Here is a 16,558-nt window from a genome sequence, read left to right as displayed (position 1 = left end):
CTTCACTTATTGAACGTCGAGCACACCTCGGCGAACCTGGTCGCGCTCGATCGACTCGAACAGCGCCTTGAAGTTGCCTTCGCCAAAGCCGTCATCACCTTTGCGCTGGATGAACTCGAAGAAAACCGGCCCGAGCAGGGTTTCCGAGAAGATCTGCAGCAGCAGGCGCTTGTCGCCTGCTTCGGAGGCGCCGTCAAGCAGAATGCCGCGAGCCTGCAGCTGGTCGACAGGTTCACCGTGCCCTGGCAGGCGCTCTTCGAGCATTTCGTAATAGGTCTGCGGCGGCGCAGTCATGAAGCGCATGCCGTAGCCCTTGAGCGCATCCCAGGTCTTGAGCAGGTCATCGGTGAGGAAGGCCACATGCTGGATGCCCTCACCGTTGAACTGCATCAAGAATTCTTCAATCTGCCCCGCCCCTTTGGACGACTCTTCATTGAGTGGAATGCGGATCATGCCATCCGGCGCGGTCATGGCCTTGGAGGTCAGGCCGGTGTACTCGCCCTTGATGTCGAAGTAACGAATTTCGCGGAAGTTGAAGAGTTTCTCGTAGAAGCCGGCCCAGTAAGCCATACGGCCGCGATACACGTTATGGGTCAGGTGATCGATGATCTTCAGGCCTGCGCCCGGCGGGTTGCGGTCGACGCCCTCGATGAAGTTGAAGTCGATGTCGTAGATCGAGCTGCCTTCTTCGAAGCGGTCGATCAGGTACAGCGGAGCGCCGCCGATGCCCTTGATCGCCGGAAGGCGCAGTTCCATCGGGCCGGTTTCGATCTCGACCGGCTGGGCGCCCAACTCCAGCGCACGGGCATAGGCTTCATGAGCGTTGCGTACCCGGAACGCCATACCACACACCGACGGCCCATGCTCTGCTGCAAAGTAGGAGGCGATGCTTTTCGGCTCGTTGTTGAGAATCAGGTTGATGCCACCTTGCCGATAAAGGTGCACGTCCTTGGAGCGGTGTGTGGCTACCTTGGTGAAACCGAGCATCTGGAAGACGGGCTCCAGCACACCAGGGGTTGGCGAAGCCAGTTCAATGAATTCAAAGCCCATCAGGCCCATTGGATTGTCAAAGATATCAGCCATGTTCGTATCCTCATCTGCAGCGAAAATTATTGAATGCCTGGGATGTGGTACGTAACTGGCGGTGAGCATGGGATGCCGCGCACGCTTCTGGCGAGGAAGTCACCAATGATCAGCTTGAACCCTTGGTTTGTCATATAGGCCCATTCTCGGTGGGGTTGATCCTTCAATGAAGAAAGACCTTATTGTTGTATTCGTAAATCGATTCTACATTGCGTAAATTTCTTTGTCGCGCATTAGTTGTTCACACGCGCCGACAAACGGCTATCCTCAGTCATTTCAAGTTAAAGATTACGCCAACATGCCCCTGCGCAGTAAAAGTCCCGCCCGCTGGAGCTGGCGCACCCTCCTCCCTTGGGGCGTTGGCATCTTGCCCCTGGCGTTCGGCCTGATCGTGATGAACTGGCAAATCGAGCGCGAACTGCGCGCCAGCAGCCAGGCTACCGCGCGACAAGTGGTCGAGCAGGTCGAGCGCATACTGGACAGCATCTCCGGTGCCGCCCAGACCCTGCTGCCGCTAGCTGGCAGCCCATGCGGGCAAGTCGAACTGGCCTTGCGTGGACAGGTGACGCGCAACGCCTATGTACGCTCGACCAACCTGTTCCGGCAGGACACACTGTATTGCACCTCTCTGTTCGGCGAGTTCGACGAGCCGGTAGATGCCCGCGACTACACCGATGGCACGCTGTGGCTGATGGACGGCAACTCGGTCACACCCGGGCACCCACTGCTGGTGTATCGGGCCAGTGACGGCGACAGAGGCGCGATCACCACAGTAGATGGCGACCATTTACTGACTGCATTACGCCTTATGGGCCCCGATGAGGCGCTGCAATTGCGCGTCGGTACGGCGTGGATGGGCAAGGACGGCGTGGTGCATCAAGGCCAGCCGCCCACCGCCCCCATTGGCGACGTGACACTCGGATCGACGCACTACCCCTTCAGCGTTCACGGTGGTTATGCCGCCGACAAGCGGGGCGAAGTGCTGCGCAGCCGCTACCCGGCATTGCTCAGCTTGCTCCTGTTGCTCGGTGTCGCAGCCGGTTGCACTTGTCGCTGGCAAATCCGCCGCGCCAACTCTCCACGCGCCGAACTGCGCCGTGCGCTGGAAGCTGACGAGTTCCTGCCGTACTTTCAGCCGGTGGTGCGCAAAGGCGATTATCGCTGGGCTGGCGCCGAAGTGCTGATGCGCTGGAACCACCCGCACGAGGGCCTGGTGCGCCCCGATCTGTTCATTCCCTATGCCGAACACAGCGGCCAGATCGTCGACATGACCCGTGCGTTGATGCAGCACACTGCGCAAAGCCTGGCGCCGTACGCTGCATTGCTGGAAGACGGCTTCCACATTGGCATCAACATTACGGCCGATCACTGCCATGACCTGGCCCTGATCGACGACTGCCGCACGTTCCTCGAGCACTTCCCCCCCGGGCGGGTGGTGCTGACGCTGGAGCTGACTGAGCGCAAACTGATCGAGGCCACCGGGGTAACGCTGGAATTGTTCGACAAACTCCACGAAATGGGTGTGATGATCGCACTGGACGATTTCGGCACCGGCCAGTCCAGCCTCAACTATCTGCGTCAGTTCAAAATCGACTACCTGAAAATCGACCAGAGCTTTGTGGCAATGATCGGAGGCGATGCGCTGTCGCAGCACATCCTTGACAGCATCATCGAGCTGTCGGCAAAGCTGGGCCTGGGCATCGTCGCCGAAGGCGTGGAAACCGAAGTGCAGCGCGAGTATCTGGCCCGGTATGACGTGGACTTTCAGCAGGGCTATCTGTTCGCCAGACCAATGCCGGCAGCGCAATTTCTCCAGGCGCTGGCCACGCGACCGGGCGTTACGCGGTTGCCGCATGACGCGGCCCCTGAGATCATGCGCGGCTGATCCAACCGCCCATCCAGCTATTCGAGGCATTCGTGTCAAAAGGCATTCTCTGTTCGGTCATGGCCTCCTGCCTGTTCGCCGTGATGTACTTCTATACCTCCCTGCTCACTCCACTCGATGGCGAAGAGATCTTTGGCTGGCGCACACTGCTCACACTACCCTGCCTGACGCTGTTCATGCTGGCCAGCAAAGACTGGAAGCGGGTCGGCGACCTGCTGGCGCGGGTGCGTCAGACGCCTGTGCTGCTGCTGGGCATGGTCGGCACCTCATGGCTGATGGGCGTGCAACTGTGGCTGTTCCTCTGGGCCCCCCTGCACGGGCGCAGCCTTGAGGTATCGATGGGCTACTTCCTGCTGCCGCTGGCGATGGTGCTGACGGGCCGCCTGGTTTACGGCGAACGCCTGTCACGCCTGCAAAAAGTGGCAGTGGCCTGCGCTGCGCTGGGCGTGGCGCACGAGCTTTACCAGCACGGCAGCTTTGCCTGGGAAACCATGCTGGTGATGATTGGCTACCCTATCTACTTCGTACTGCGCCGACGCTGCCGCACCGACCACCTGGGCGGTTTGTGGTGCGACATGTGCCTGTTGCTGCCCTGGGCCCTGTACTTCGTCATCCAAGGGCCGCTGTCGAGCGCAGACCTGCTTGCGCATCCCGGCCTGTACGGCCTGATTCCACTGCTCGGCGCGATCAGTGCCTCAGCCCTGATCGCCTACGTGCTGGCAAGCCGACTGCTGCCGTTCAGCCTGTTCGGCCTGCTCAGTTATGTCGAACCGGTGCTACTGGTGGGCGTGGCGCTGCTGCTGGGCGAAACCATCGGCCCGGATCAGTGGCTGACTTACCTGCCGATCTGGGCCGCGGTGCTGGTGCTGGTGCTTGAGGGTTTCAGGCACCTGCTGCGCCAACGTCGCCGTTCGGTTTGAGGCGCACCTGGCGCACCCGCCGCTCCTCCACCGCCACCACGGTCATGCTCCAGCCGTTCCAGGCCAGGTGGTCACCGACCACCGGCAGGCGGTCGAGCAGGCTCATCACCAGGCCGGCAAGGGTCTGGTAATCTTCGGTGGCACGCGCGCTGAAGCCGGTACGCGCCTGCACCTGGCTGAGGTTCAGCGCGCCGCTGACGACAAAGCCATCAGCTTCCTCAACGATACCCGGGCCTTCCACCTCACTGGCATCAGGCAGCTCACCGGCGATCGACTCGAGGATGTCGGTCATGGTCAGCAAGCCGGTAAAGTCACCGAACTCGTTCACCACGAAGGCGATGTGCGTCGACTGGCCGCGCATCTGCTCCAGGGCGTTGAGGATGCTGAAGCTTTCCAGCAGGTTCAACGGTGCCCGGGCCATGCGCTCAAGGTCCGGCTGGTTGCCGGAGAGCAGCTCCTTGAGCAGCTCCTTCTTGTGCACAAAGCCCAGCGGCTCGTCGATGCGGCCGTCACGAATCAGCGGCAGGCGCGAATAAGGTGAGTTGGCCAACGCCTCGGTAATGGTTGCAGCAGGCTGCGCCAGGTCGAGGACGTCGACTTCGGTACGGGCAGTCATTACCGTCCGGATTGGCCGCTCGGCCAGGTTCAGCACCCCGCTGATCATCACCCGTTCGCGGCGGTCGAACAGCACATGTTCCTCACCGCCGGCAACCAGGTCAGCGATCTCCTCGCCAACCTCGTCAGCCTCCACCCTGCGCCCGCCCAGCAGGCGCAGCACGGCGTGCGCGGTACGCTCACGCAATGGCCGGTGCTGCTGCAGGCTCTGCTTGCGGCGGGCACGGGCAAGCTGGTTGAACAGCTCGATAAGGATCGAGAAACCAATGGCCGCATACAGATACCCTTTGGGGATATGGAAGCCCAGGCCTTCGGCCGTCAGGCTGAAGCCGATCATCATCAAAAAGCCCAGGCACAGCATGATGACCGTTGGGTGAGCATTGACGAAGCGGGTCAGCGGCTTGCTGGCGACGATCATGATGCCGATCGAGAAGATCACCGCGATCATCATCACCGACAGGTGTTCGACCATACCTACTGCAGTAATCACCGCATCCAGCGAGAATACTGCGTCGAGCACCACGATCTGCGCCACGATGGGCCAGAACGCGGCATGGCGCACCGCGCCACTGGCCTGCGTGACATGGCCTTCGAGGCGTTCATGCAATTCCATGGTGGCCTTGAACAGCAGGAACACACCGCCGAACAGCATGATCAGGTCACGGCCGGAGAAGCTCTTGCCGAACACCTCGAACAACGGCGCGGTCAGGGTGACCATCCACGAGATACTGGCCAGCAAGCCCAGGCGCATGATCAGCGCCAGGCTCAGACCGATCACCCGCGCCCGATCGCGCTGATGCGGCGGCAGTTTGTCGGCCAGGATGGCGATGAACACCAGGTTGTCGATACCCAGCACCAGCTCGAGGACGATAAGCGTCAACAGGCCCAGCCAGGCCGTGGGGTCGGCTAGCCATTCCATTAGCGGGTACTCACGAAGGAAGCGTCACGGAGACGGGGAAAGGATGGCCAGGACGGCCGAAAACTGGGGGGTTCCGCGAAGGTGCTCATGGGGACCTGGATAGAAAATAGGGAATCCGATCCTACAAGAGCAGAGCTTTTTTCTGATAGCGCCAAACTATTACAAAACCTGTACGCAGTTTTATGGGGACTTTTCTTCAATACCACGGTTTGGCTTCTGGGCAGCATGGCAAGTACCTCCTTCACACGGACATTCCCGATGAGCCTGTACCTCTCAATGGCTGCGTTTGCGTTGGCAGCATCGATATCCCCCGGCCCGGTGAACATCGTCGCCCTTGGCAGCGGAGCACGCCACGGCCTGCGCGCCAGCCTCGCGCATGTTGCCGGGGCGACCTTGGGCTTTTGCCTGCTGCTGGTGCTGGTGGGGCTGGGCTTGCACGCACTGTTGATGCGCTGGCCGTTGCTGGGCGTGGCGCTGCACTGGGGCGGCGTGGCGTTCCTGCTGTACCTGGCGTGGAAGCTGGCCAGTGATGACGGGCAGTTGGGTGGTGAGCACCCGCAACGCGCCCCTTCGGCTTGGGAGGGCGCAGCCATGCAGTGGCTGAACCCCAAGGCCTGGCTAGCGGCGGTGGCGGGCGTGGCAGCCTATACCGGTGGCGAGCAGCAGATGCTGTGGCTGTTCACGTGGATCTATGGGCCGATCTGTTTTGTTTCAGTGGCCAGCTGGGCTTGGGCAGGCAGCATGATTCAGCAGTACTTGCGCAAGCCGCGCTACCTGCAGATGTTCAACCGAGGCTTGGCGTTACTGCTGGTGATCAGCGCGCTGTACCTGCTCGTTTGATGGTCGCTGAGCCTTGCGATAATGCCCGGGCGTCGCCGCCAGATGTTGCTTGAACGCCCGCTGCAGATGGGCCTGATCGGCAAATCCTGCCTCCAGTGCCACCTCGGCAATCGCCCGCCCCGTGCGCAGTTGCGCGCGGGCATACTGCACGCGCTGATCAAGCAGGTAACCATGCGGCGTCAAGCCGAAACGCTGGGCAAAGGTACGGATCAGATAAGAGCGGGACAAGCCGCTGGCAGCACAGATGTCTTGCAGCGTCAGCGGGTCGGTGCGGTGGGCCCGGATGAACGCAGCTGCCGCCTCCAGCTGCGGGTGATGGGCTTGCGTTTTGCCGGTAGCAGCCTGCAGGTAGCCTGGCAGTGCATTGAAAAAACACGCCAGCCGGGCCTCTCGGTCATCCAGGTTGCCGTCGAACAGGTCGGCAAACACTTGCAGCACGGCACTGTAGAGTGCCGGCGAGGTACTGCAGGTTTGCGCGGGCAAGTTGAAACCGAGCGCCTTCAGCCACGGCATGTCGACGAACAGCATCAGGTATGACCAGCCCTGCCCAGCAATAGGATTGCACGTGTGGACCACACCGGGGTTCATGAGCACCGTGGTACCAGCGCCCACTTCGACTTGGCTGGTCCCACTCAGGTAGGTGCTGCGCCCCCCGGTGATCACACCGAGCGAAAAACTTTCATGGGAATGGGCGGCATAGCACACCTGACGCCCATCCCCAACGCGCCTTGCTTCTACAAAAGGCAACGCCGAATCCCGCCAGAACCCCGACACCTCGATCATCGCCCCTGCCCTCACCTGCTGCTGTAGCCGGGCCTGTGCTCAGACGCGAACGCCTGCGCGAAAAAGAGCCACGCTTCGTGCCCGGCTCGCCATGATACACACCCGTAAAAGGTGTGTTCAGCCGCACCTTCAATGAAAGTTCAGCTCAAGGCATCACCGGCGGCACGTACTGCAAGGTCGTACCCAACGCCCACAACAGCACCAGCACCAGCGGCACATGCACCAGCAGTTGCACGAACGAAAAGCCGATCAGGTCGCGCGCCTTCAGGCCCAGCACACCCAGCAGCGGCAGCATGTAGAACGGGTTGATCAGGTTGGGTAGCGCTTCAGCGGCGTTGTAGATCTGCACTGCCCAGCCCAAGTGGTACTGCAGGTCATTGGCCACCAGCATCACGTAGGGCGCTTCGATGATCCACTTGCCACCGCCCGAGGGGATGAAGAAACCCAGCACCGCCGAGTACACGCCCATGAGTACGGCATAGGTGTCATGGGTGGCGATCTGGGTGAAGAAAAGCGAAATGTGGTGGGCCAGGGTTTGCTCATCGACCCCCTTCACTTGGGTGAGAATGGCGGCGATCGAGCCGTACAGCGGGAACTGGATCAGCACCCCGGTGGTGGTCGGTACTGCACGCGCCACGGCGTCAAGGAAGCTGCGTGGGCGCCAGTGCAGCAATGCACCGAGCATGATGAACAGCAGGTTGTAGGTATTGAGCCCGGAGATCGCGGTAATGGCCGGTTTGGTGGCGAACTCCTGGTACAGCCAGCCGCCGGCCAGCGCTACCATCAGCAGGATAAGGATCGGGCTGTATTCCAGCCATTCACCCGGGCGGGTGCGCTGGGGTGCGGGCGGCGCGCTGAAACTGGGGTCGACGCCGCAGTCTTCGGCACTGCGCGCACTGTTCGGGCCAGGTGCGGTCGCGTAGGCGATCACCAGCGAGACAATGACCAGGGCCGCCAGCAACACCCCGGACTGCCAGAGGAAGATGGTTTCAGTGAATGGGATCACGCCGGTGATCGACAGAATGGACGGCGGCAGGCTGGCCGGGTTGGCCTGCAACTGCGCCGCTGAAGACGACAGGCCCAGGGCCCAGACCGCACCTAGGCCCAGGTAAGCAGCGGCACCGGCGGCGCGGTAGTCCATCTTCAGGTCACTGCGCCGTGCCAGCGCGCGCACCAGCAGGCCACCGAACACCAGGGACAGGCCCCAGTTGAGCAAGGATGCCAGCATCGAGATCAGCGCCACCCAGCACACCGCCGAACGACCGTTCTTCGGCACCCGCGCCAGGCGGTCGATCAGCCGTGCGGCAGGGGGTGAGCTGGCCACCACGTAGCCGCCGATGACCACGAAGGCCATTTGCATGGTGAAAGGGATCAGGCTCCAGAAGCCATCGCCAAAGGCCTTGGCGGTATCGGTAGGTTTGGCGCCCATGACCATGGCGCCGAGGCATACCAGCACCACTGCCAGGGCAGCGAACACCCAGGAATCAGGGAACCAGCGCTCGGCCCAGTTGGAGCAACGCAGGGCAAAGCGCGCGGAGCGGCTGTCTTGGATTTCAGCGGCCACTGTAACTTCCTTTTATTGGTTTTATGGGGGCTACGTTTCAAGCACAACGCACAAAACCCTGTGGCAACGACGACACCTGCGACAGCGTTGGTGCATTGACCATCGCATTCACAGCTGCCGCCGCTGCCACAGGGCTGGGGATGTGTATCAGAAGGTCATTTCTTTCACATCGTCCGGCACGATCAGCTTGCCGGCGGTTTTCGCGATGATTTCTTCAACACTCACCCCGGGCGCGGTTTCGCGCAGGATGAAGGCGCCGTTTTCGATTTCCAGGTAGGCCAGGTCGGTGAGCACCTTGCGGATGCAACCGGCACCGGTCAGCGGCAGGCTGCAGCGCGGCAGCAGCTTGGACTCGCCATCCTTCGAGGCGTGGGTCATGGTGACGATGATGTTCTCGGCCCCGGCTACCAGGTCCATGGCGCCGCCCATACCCTTGACCAGCTTGCCCGGGATCATCCACGAGGCGATGTTGCCCTCGACGTCCACTTCGAAGGCCCCGAGCACGGTGAGGTCGACATGGCCGCCACGGATCATGGCGAACGATTGTGCCGAATCGAAGATCGAGGCGCCGCGGCGGGCGGTGACCGTCTGCTTGCCGGCGTTGATCATGTCGGCGTCGATGGTGCTCTCGGTGGGGAATTCGCCCATGCCCAGCAGGCCATTTTCCGACTGCAGCATCACATCCATGTCAGCAGGGACGTAGTTGGCCACCAGGGTGGGGATGCCGATGCCGAGGTTGACGTAGAAGCCGTCCTTCAGTTCACGTGCGACGCGTTGTGCCATCTGTTCGCGGGTCAGTGCCATGGTGAAAATCTCTTTGTTGTTCTGGAGGATGGCGCTCAGGCCTTGACGGTGCGCTTTTCGATGCGTTTTTCGAAGGTGCCCACAATGACCCGGTCGACGAAGATGCCAGGGGTGTGGATCTCGCTGGGCAGCAGCACGCCTGGCTCGACGATCTCTTCCACTTCGACCACGGTGATCTTGCCGGCGCTGGCGGCCAGCGGGTTGAAGTTTTGAGCAGTGTTGCGGTAAACCACGTTGCCGTAGTGGTCGGCCTTCCAGCCTTTGACGATGGCGAAATCGCCGGTAATCGATTCTTCCAGGATGTATTTGCGGCCCTTGAACTCCCGCACTTCCTTGCCTTCGGCAACTGGCGTGCCATAGCCGGTGGCGGTGTAGAAGGCCGGAATGCCGGCGCCGCCAGCGCGCATTTTTTCGGCTAGGGTGCCTTGCGGGGTCAGTTCCACTTCCAGCTCGCCACTGAGCAGCTGGCGCTCGAATTCGGCATTTTCGCCGACGTACGAGGCAATCATCTTGCGGATCTGCCGCTCTTCCAGCAGTACGCCCAGGCCAAAGCCATCGACGCCGCAGTTGTTGGAAACCACGGTGAGGCCCTTGACGCCACGGCGCTTGATTTCGGCGATGAGGTTTTCCGGGATACCGCACAGGCCGAAACCGCCGGCCAGTACCGTCATGTTGTCGGTCAAGCCTTCAAGGGCCTGTTCATAGGTTGCTACGCGCTTGTCCAGTCCGGCCATGCTGATCCGCCTTTTGTAGTTGTTGACCGACGAGGCTGTCGGTGAGCGTGTGCAGGCATCTTCACCGCTGGCGACTGATTTGTTAATTTTGTTTTCGTCATCGATTGATAACTTTTTCAAAACAACCTGTGAGCCCGCCATGAACGTCAAGCAACTGCGCGCCTTCGTCGCCGTGGCCAAGTACCAAAGTTTTGCCCAGGCCGGCGAACACCTGCATGTATCACAACCGGCGTTGAGCCTGACCATCAAGGCCCTGGAGGACAACCTTGGCGGCGCCCTGCTCACCCGCACCACGCGCAGCGTCAGCCTGACGGCCGAAGGTGAGGTCCTGCTGCCACTGGCCCGGCGCCTGCTGGCCGACTGGGACGACACCGAGGAAATGCTGCGCCAGCGCTTCACCCTGCAATTGGGGCGGGTGTCGGTGGCGGCCATGCCGGCTTTTGCCGGCAACCTGCTGCCCCGTTCACTCAAGGTGTTTCGCCAACGTTACCCCAAGGTCAACGTCACGGTGCACGACGTGATCAACGAGCAGGTCCTTGAACTGGTGCGCCACCGCCGCGTCGAACTGGGCATCGGCTTCGAACCGGAAAACACCGACGGCCTGCGCTTCCACCCGCTGTACCTGGACCGCTTCGTTGCTGTGGTGCCCACCGATTCCCCGTTGGCCGAGCTGGCCGAAGTCAGCTGGGCGCAGTTGCTGGCCGAAGATTTCATCGCCCTGCAGCGCCCTTCGGCCGTGCGCCTGCTGCTGGAGCAGAACGTAGCGGCACTGCACGGCAAGCTCGCGGTGGCGTTTGAAAGCCACCAGCTCTCGACCATTGGCCGCATGGTCGCCAGTGGGCTGGGCGTGAGCGCGGTGCCGGCGCTGTGCATCAACCAGATGCAGGAGCTTGGCGCGCGTTGCATTACCCTGGTAGAGCCCGCTGTAGAACGGCGGATCGGCGTCATCGCCTTGAGCGACCATAAACTTTCCACTGCAGCGCAGGCGCTGCTTGAGGTACTGCTTTCCCACACACAGATTCCGGAGGTGACATGCGTTACATGAAACTGGCAGGTTGCAAAGTGCCGGCCATTGGCCAGGGCACCTGGTACATGGGCGAGGATCCGGCACGCAGAGCTGCCGAGGTGGCCGCGCTGCAACAAGGCATCGACTTGGGGATGAACCTGATCGATACCGCCGAGATGTACGCCGAAGGTGGCGCTGAGCAAGTGGTCGGGCGGGCCATCGCCGGGCGGCGCGATCAGGTCTTTCTGGTCAGCAAGGTATACCCGCACAATGCCAGCCAGCGCGGCGTACCCGCTGCTTGTGAACGCAGCCTCACTCGCTTGGGCACCGATGTCATCGACTTGTACCTGCTGCACTGGCGCGGCCAATACCCGCTGGAAGAAACCGTCGAGGCGTTCGAGCGCTTGCGCGAACAGGGCAAGATTCGCCACTGGGGTGTTTCCAACTTCGATGTCGACGACCTGAGCGAGCTGGACCGCCCTGCTTGCGCCACTAACCAGGTGCTGTACAACCCGATGCAGCGTGGCATCGAGTTCGACCTGCTGCCCTGGAGCCGGCAACGCGGGCTACCGACCATGGCCTACTGCCCGTTGGCCCAGGCAGGAAAACTGCTGCAGCATCCGCTCTTGCACGAGATCGCCGAGCGCCATGGGGCCACCCCGGCGCAGGTCTGCCTGGCCTGGGTGACGCGCGAAGACGGGGTCATAGCGATTCCCAAGGCGGTGTCGCCGGAGCATGTAAGGTTGAATGCGGCTGCCGCAGGCTTGAGCTTGACCAGTGAGGACTTGCGGGCCATTGACAGGGCATTCCCGGCGCCAACACGCAAGCAGCACCTGGCAATGGTCTGACCGCTCGGCCGACAACGGCGACTGCGGCTGCTTTGCAGCCCGTTCGCCGGTCAAATCAGTGAAAGTCCCGGCTCCTCACATCCAGCCCCTGCAGCAACACACTGACATCCTCCAGCCGCCGCGCAATCAGGTGCCGCACCCCGTTCTCCTGTTCCAGGCGGCCACTCACCTTGAGCAATTGAGCCCCCACCAGCGCGCGCCGTTGCCGCCCGGCCAGCTCGCGCCAAACCACCACATTGACCATGCCGAATTCATCCTCAAGGGTCACGAAAGTCACCCCGCTGGCGGTCTGTGGCCGTTGCCGCCCCACCACCAGCCCAGCCACGGCGACTGCATCACCATGCTCAACACCCGCCAGCTCCTGCGAGCTGCGACAGCCCAGCACCCGAAGGCGCGAACGCAGCAACGTCAGCGGGTGGGGGCCCAGCGTGGTTCCCAAAGTGGCGTAGTCGGCCACCAGGTCTTCGCCGACAGTAGGCGCAGGCAATGCCACCGCGGCTTCGGGCGTTGCCTGCAACTCGGCGAACAGGGGCAGTTGCGGCTGCACCGCCGCGACCTGCCAGCGAGCCTGGTGACGGTCACGTGCCAGGGCGCGCAACGCCCCGGCATCGGCCAACCGGGCGCGGGCTCTGCTGTCGAGGCCGGCACGCAAGCACAGGTCCTCGACATCGCGCCACGGCCTGCGCGCCCTGGCCGCTTCCAGCCGCCGAGCATCGGCTTCGGCAAAACCTCGGATCTGCCGCAACCCCAGGCGGATGGCCAAGGCACCTTCAGCAACAGGCTCCAGTGTGCAATCCCACTGGCTATGGCCTACATCCACCGGCCGTACCTCGATCCCCTGGCGGCGTGCCTCCTGCAACAGTTGGTCGGGGCTATAGAAGCCCATCGGCCAGCTATTGACCAGCGCACAGGTGAAAATCGCCGGCTCATGGCATTTGAGCCAACTGCTGGCATAGCACAGCAAGGCGAAACTGGCCGCGTGCGATTCCGGGAAGCCATAACTGCCAAAGCCCTTGATCTGCTCGAATATGCGCTCGGCAAACGCCAGGTCGTAGCCGTTGCGCAGCATGCCCTGTACCAGCCGTTCGCGGTGTGGCTCCAGGCCACCATGGCGCTTCCAGGCGGCCATGCTGCGGCGTAACTGGTCGGCCTCACCGGGGCTGTAGTCTGCGGCCACCATGGCCAGCTCCATGACCTGCTCCTGAAACAGCGGCACGCCCAAAGTGCGCTCGAAGACTTCCTTGAGCTTGAGCGATGGGTAGGTCACCGGCTCCTGCTTCAAGCGCCTGCGCAGGTAGGGGTGCACCATATCGCCCTGAATCGGCCCCGGGCGCACGATGGCGACTTCGATTACCAGGTCATAGAAGGTGGAGGGCTTGAGCCGCGGCAGCATGGCCATCTGAGCGCGTGATTCGATCTGGAAAACGCCCATGGTCTCTGCGCGGCTGATCATCGCGTAGGTGGCCGGGTCTTCGGCGGGGATCGTCGCCAGGGTCAGGTGCCGGCCCCGGTGCTGCTGCATCAGGTCGAAACAGCGGCGCAAGGCGCTGAGCATGCCCAGGGCGAGCACATCGACCTTGAGCAGGCCGACCATGTCCAGATCGTCCTTGTCCCACTGGATGACCGTACGTTCAGCCATGGCGGCGTTTTCGACCGGCACCAGGTGGTCCAGCGGTTGCTCGGAAATGACGAAGCCGCCTGGGTGCTGAGACAGATGACGGGGGAACCCTATCAGCTGCGCGGCCAGCACCAGAATGCGCCGCAACGAAGGGCTGCCGGGCTCGAAGCCGGCCTCGGCCAGGCGTTGCTCGTCCGGTATGCGATCGCTCCAGCGACCACAGCACTTGGCCAGGGCATCGACCTGATCGGCAGGCAAACCCAGTACACGGGCGACATCACGCACCGCGCCGGCAGCGTGGTAGGTGTTGACCACCGCAGTGAGCGCTGCGCGGTGCCGGCCATAACGCCGAAACACGTACTGGATCACTTCTTCGCGACGGTCGTGCTCGAAGTCGACGTCGATGTCCGGTGGCTCGTTGCGCTCGCGTGACAGAAAACGCTCGAACAGCAGGCGATGCTTCATCGGGTCGAGCTCGGTGATACCCAGCACGAAACACACCACCGAGTTGGCTGCCGAACCGCGGCCCTGGCAAAGGATGTGCTGGCTGCGGGCAAAGGCGACGATATCGTGCACAGTCAAAAAGTAGCTTTCGTAGCCAAGCTCTGCGATCAGCGCCAGCTCCTTGGCCAGCACCTCGCGCACCTTGTCGCTTGGCCCCGACGGCCAGCGATGGGCCAGGCCACGCTCGCACAGCTGGCGCAACCAACTGGCCGGGGTTTGCCCCTCGGGCACCAGCTCACGCGGATACTGGTAGCGCAATTCACCGAGGTCGAACTGACAGCGTTCGGCAATACAGAGTGTTTCGCTCAGCAGGTCGGCCGGATAAAGTTCGGCCAGTTGCTCCAGCGTGCGCAGGTGACGCTCGCCATTGGCGAAGAGAAACCGCCCTGCCTCGGCGACACTGCAATGCTGGCGGATAGCGGTCATGCAATCCTGCAAAGCCCGCCGGCCGCGTACGTGCATGTGCACGTCACCGCACGCCACGGCGCGAATGCCCAGTTGCCCAGCCAGGCCGCGTAGCCGGGCCAGGCGGGTCTCGTCATCGCTGCCCCGATGCAGGTGCACACCCAACCACAAGCGTTCGCCGAACACGCCCTGCAGCCATTGGCCGGTTGCCAGGTCCCTGGAGTCCTCGGCAAGCCATAACGCCAGCAGCCCTCGGTGCAGTTCGCGCAGGTCGTCAGGGAACAATTGATAGCTGCCCTTTTGAGCTCGCCGGCGGGCGCGGGTAATCAAGGCGCACAGGTTCTGGTAACCACTGAGGTCCTGTACCAGCAACACAAGCTTCGGGCCATTGTGCAGGCGCACTTCACTGCCGACGATCAGGCGTATCTGCTGCGCTTTGGCAGCCTGCCAGGCACGCACGATACCGGCCAGGGTGCACTCATCGGTAATCGCCAGGGCCTGGTAACCCTGCTCCCGGGCTCGGCGCAGCAGCTCTTCGGCGCTGGATGCGCCGCGCTGGAAGCTGAAGTTGGACAGGCAATGCAGTTCGGCGTAGCCCGGCGCGCTCATGCGAACCAGCCCTGCAGCCACAAGGGGCCGGGCTTGGCCAGGTCGCGATAGGCCCAGCCGCGCAGGCCTTCACGGGTTTCGATGCAGTAATAGTCGCGGCGTACATCACCGCCATCCCACCAGCCCGACTCGATACGCTCGGCCTGCCCCAGCAACCTGTGAGTGCTGGCATCCAGTGCCAGTGGCTGGGGCAACAACCAGCCCGGGCGGCTCCCGGGCAAGGCGGGCAGGCTGCCCTGCCCGCCTTGCTCGGCGGACTGCCAGGCACATTCGGGGCGGTGGTCGGCTTCAGCGCGCAGGCCCTTGACCGCTTCGTCGCCCAGGCGGGCACGCAAGCGCTCGCGCAGTTGCTCCCAGGGTTGGGCCTGGTGGGCGCGTGGGTCGAACAACGCGTGGTGCTGGGGCACGAAAGCCGGCAAGTCATCGGCCACCAGGCGCAGTTTACGCACCGGTGCCGGGATGCGCAGAGGCTCCAGGCGCCCGCGCGCCAGCTCGAAGAGCATTGCCGCATCACGCTCGGCGGCCAGCAGGCCGACCTGCAATGGCGTATCCGGCCCCTCGGCATGCTCCAGGTACAGGCAAAACCGCTGTACACCGCAGTCTCGCCCGGCGAGGAAAGCGGCCAGATCGTTGAGCATGCGCCGCAACGGGAACAGCAACGCCTGGTGCGATTCGACGTCGAAGTTGAGCTCCAGCCGCGTTTCGAAGCGGTCCGGCGGTTGATAGAAACTCAAGCCAAGCGTACGCAGGCCCAGCAACTGGTCAAGGTGCAACTGGACCTGGGCACTGAAGCGCCTGGCCAATGCATCACGCGGCAACGCCAGTACCTGGTCAAGCTGATGCAGCCCCATGCGGGCGAACGCTTCAGCGGCGTCCTGCGGTAAACCCACCCGCGCAATAGGCATGCGTGCAAGCGCCGCCCGGGTTTCTTCCGGGCAGCTCAGCGCCAGCCCATCATGGCCATTGGCAAGCATGCGCGCCGCCACCGGGTTGGTGGCCAGGACAATCCGCTGACGCAGCCCCAAGGCTGCGAGTTCCTCGCGCAAGCGCGCCTCGAACGCGGGCCAGGGGCCGAACAGTTGCAGGCTGGAGCCCACTTCCAGCAACAAAGCGCGCGGGTAGTGCAGGCTGACCTGGGCACTGAAGCGGTACGCCCAGGCCGCCAGCAATTGCTGCAGATGCTCGATGCGCGCAGCATCTGCCTCGACACAGTTGAAACCGTCGGCCAAGGCGCGGGCAGCGGTCAGGGTAAGCCCGGCATGCAGGCCGAGGGCCGCCGCAGCGGGGTTTACGGCCTGCAACACGCGCCGTTGTACAGGCCCGCCAATCAGCACCAATGGTGCATCGGCGTCATCGCGTTCGCGCAGGATCGAGTCCAGCGCCAACTGCGGCAAAAGAATGCAGGCCCAAAGCATGTTGCA

General features: G+C 62.8%; 13 protein-coding genes. 5 read left to right on the top strand and 8 right to left on the bottom strand.

Annotation, left to right across the window (positions count from 1 at the left end; translation table 11 throughout):
• Positions 1–6: 6 nt before the first annotated feature.
• A complete protein-coding gene (hppD, locus tag ACW4TB_RS04440; RefSeq protein ID WP_012314300.1) occupies positions 7–1,083 on the bottom strand; it encodes a 4-hydroxyphenylpyruvate dioxygenase in 1,077 nt (358 codons plus the stop codon).
• Positions 1,084–1,381: 298 nt separating this feature from the next.
• Between hppD and ACW4TB_RS04435 the strand changes: the two genes are divergently transcribed.
• On the top strand, positions 1,382–2,968 hold the full coding sequence (locus tag ACW4TB_RS04435) for an EAL domain-containing protein (protein WP_012314298.1): 1,587 nt from the start codon (positions 1,382–1,384) through the stop codon (positions 2,966–2,968).
• Between the two features lie 32 nt (positions 2,969–3,000).
• The gene (gene rarD, locus ACW4TB_RS04430; RefSeq protein WP_012314297.1) at positions 3,001–3,888 is read left to right on the top strand and encodes an EamA family transporter RarD; all 888 of its coding nucleotides are present in this window, start codon (positions 3,001–3,003) and stop codon (positions 3,886–3,888) included.
• Here rarD and ACW4TB_RS04425 read toward each other — a convergent pair.
• Entirely contained in the window at positions 3,851–5,422 is a 1,572-nt protein-coding gene (locus tag ACW4TB_RS04425; protein WP_012314296.1) for a TerC family protein, read from the bottom strand. The genes rarD and ACW4TB_RS04425 overlap by 38 nt on opposite strands.
• 258 nt (positions 5,423–5,680) lie before the next feature.
• Between ACW4TB_RS04425 and ACW4TB_RS04420 the strand changes: the two genes are divergently transcribed.
• The gene (locus tag ACW4TB_RS04420; RefSeq protein ID WP_012314295.1) at positions 5,681–6,262 is read left to right on the top strand and encodes a LysE family translocator; all 582 of its coding nucleotides are present in this window, start codon (positions 5,681–5,683) and stop codon (positions 6,260–6,262) included.
• Here ACW4TB_RS04420 and ACW4TB_RS04415 read toward each other — a convergent pair.
• The 4 genes from ACW4TB_RS04415 to ACW4TB_RS04400 all read right to left on the bottom strand — a co-directional run bounded on the left by ACW4TB_RS04415 (position 6,224) and on the right by ACW4TB_RS04400 (position 10,147).
• A complete protein-coding gene (locus ACW4TB_RS04415; RefSeq protein ID WP_012314294.1) occupies positions 6,224–7,045 on the bottom strand; it encodes a helix-turn-helix domain-containing protein in 822 nt (273 codons plus the stop codon). The genes ACW4TB_RS04420 and ACW4TB_RS04415 overlap by 39 nt on opposite strands.
• 145 nt (positions 7,046–7,190) lie before the next feature.
• Complete coding sequence (locus ACW4TB_RS04410) at positions 7,191–8,609, bottom strand: short-chain fatty acid transporter (RefSeq protein ID WP_254467757.1); 1,419 nt, start codon at positions 8,607–8,609, stop codon at positions 7,191–7,193.
• A 147-nt stretch (positions 8,610–8,756) separates the two neighbouring features.
• The gene (locus ACW4TB_RS04405; protein WP_012314292.1) at positions 8,757–9,413 is read right to left on the bottom strand and encodes a CoA transferase subunit B; all 657 of its coding nucleotides are present in this window, start codon (positions 9,411–9,413) and stop codon (positions 8,757–8,759) included.
• Between the two features lie 35 nt (positions 9,414–9,448).
• Positions 9,449–10,147 carry a CoA transferase subunit A gene (locus ACW4TB_RS04400; protein ID WP_279933128.1) on the bottom strand — a complete coding sequence of 233 codons (699 nt, stop codon included), beginning with the start codon at positions 10,145–10,147 and terminating at the stop codon, positions 9,449–9,451.
• Positions 10,148–10,286: 139 nt separating this feature from the next.
• Between ACW4TB_RS04400 and ACW4TB_RS04395 the strand changes: the two genes are divergently transcribed.
• Both ACW4TB_RS04395 and ACW4TB_RS04390 read left to right on the top strand, forming a co-directional pair.
• The gene (locus tag ACW4TB_RS04395; protein WP_012314290.1) at positions 10,287–11,192 is read left to right on the top strand and encodes a LysR family transcriptional regulator; all 906 of its coding nucleotides are present in this window, start codon (positions 10,287–10,289) and stop codon (positions 11,190–11,192) included.
• On the top strand, positions 11,180–12,001 hold the full coding sequence (locus ACW4TB_RS04390) for an aldo/keto reductase (protein ID WP_279933125.1): 822 nt from the start codon (positions 11,180–11,182) through the stop codon (positions 11,999–12,001). Before ACW4TB_RS04395 ends, ACW4TB_RS04390 begins: the two co-directional genes overlap by 13 nt.
• Before the next feature lie 55 nt (positions 12,002–12,056).
• Here ACW4TB_RS04390 and ACW4TB_RS04385 read toward each other — a convergent pair whose 3' ends face one another.
• Positions 12,057–15,158, bottom strand: coding sequence for an error-prone DNA polymerase (locus ACW4TB_RS04385; RefSeq protein WP_455842890.1), 3,102 nt, complete (start codon positions 15,156–15,158; stop codon positions 12,057–12,059).
• Positions 15,134–16,552, bottom strand: coding sequence for a Y-family DNA polymerase (locus tag ACW4TB_RS04380; RefSeq protein WP_279933123.1), 1,419 nt, complete (start codon positions 16,550–16,552; stop codon positions 15,134–15,136). Before ACW4TB_RS04380 ends, ACW4TB_RS04385 begins: the two co-directional genes overlap by 25 nt.
• Positions 16,553–16,558 lie beyond the last annotated feature (6 nt).

This window comes from Lelliottia jeotgali, from assembly GCF_977070485.1.
This window is presented reverse-complemented; position numbering and strand designations above follow the sequence as displayed.

Coding starts and splice junctions, on each gene's coding strand:
- hppD (WP_012314300.1), bottom strand. CDS start 1,083: ATGGCTGATATCTTTGACAATCCAATGGGCCTGATGGGCTTTGAATTC.
- ACW4TB_RS04435 (WP_012314298.1), top strand. CDS start 1,382: ATGCCCCTGCGCAGTAAAAGTCCCGCCCGCTGGAGCTGGCGCACCCTC.
- ACW4TB_RS04425 (WP_012314296.1), bottom strand. CDS start 5,422: ATGGAATGGCTAGCCGACCCCACGGCCTGGCTGGGCCTGTTGACGCTT.
- ACW4TB_RS04420 (WP_012314295.1), top strand. CDS start 5,681: ATGAGCCTGTACCTCTCAATGGCTGCGTTTGCGTTGGCAGCATCGATA.
- ACW4TB_RS04415 (WP_012314294.1), bottom strand. CDS start 7,045: ATGATCGAGGTGTCGGGGTTCTGGCGGGATTCGGCGTTGCCTTTTGTA.
- ACW4TB_RS04405 (WP_012314292.1), bottom strand. CDS start 9,413: ATGGCACTGACCCGCGAACAGATGGCACAACGCGTCGCACGTGAACTG.
- ACW4TB_RS04400 (WP_279933128.1), bottom strand. CDS start 10,147: ATGGCCGGACTGGACAAGCGCGTAGCAACCTATGAACAGGCCCTTGAA.
- ACW4TB_RS04395 (WP_012314290.1), top strand. CDS start 10,287: ATGAACGTCAAGCAACTGCGCGCCTTCGTCGCCGTGGCCAAGTACCAA.
- ACW4TB_RS04390 (WP_279933125.1), top strand. CDS start 11,180: ATGCGTTACATGAAACTGGCAGGTTGCAAAGTGCCGGCCATTGGCCAG.
- ACW4TB_RS04380 (WP_279933123.1), bottom strand. CDS start 16,552: ATGCTTTGGGCCTGCATTCTTTTGCCGCAGTTGGCGCTGGACTCGATC.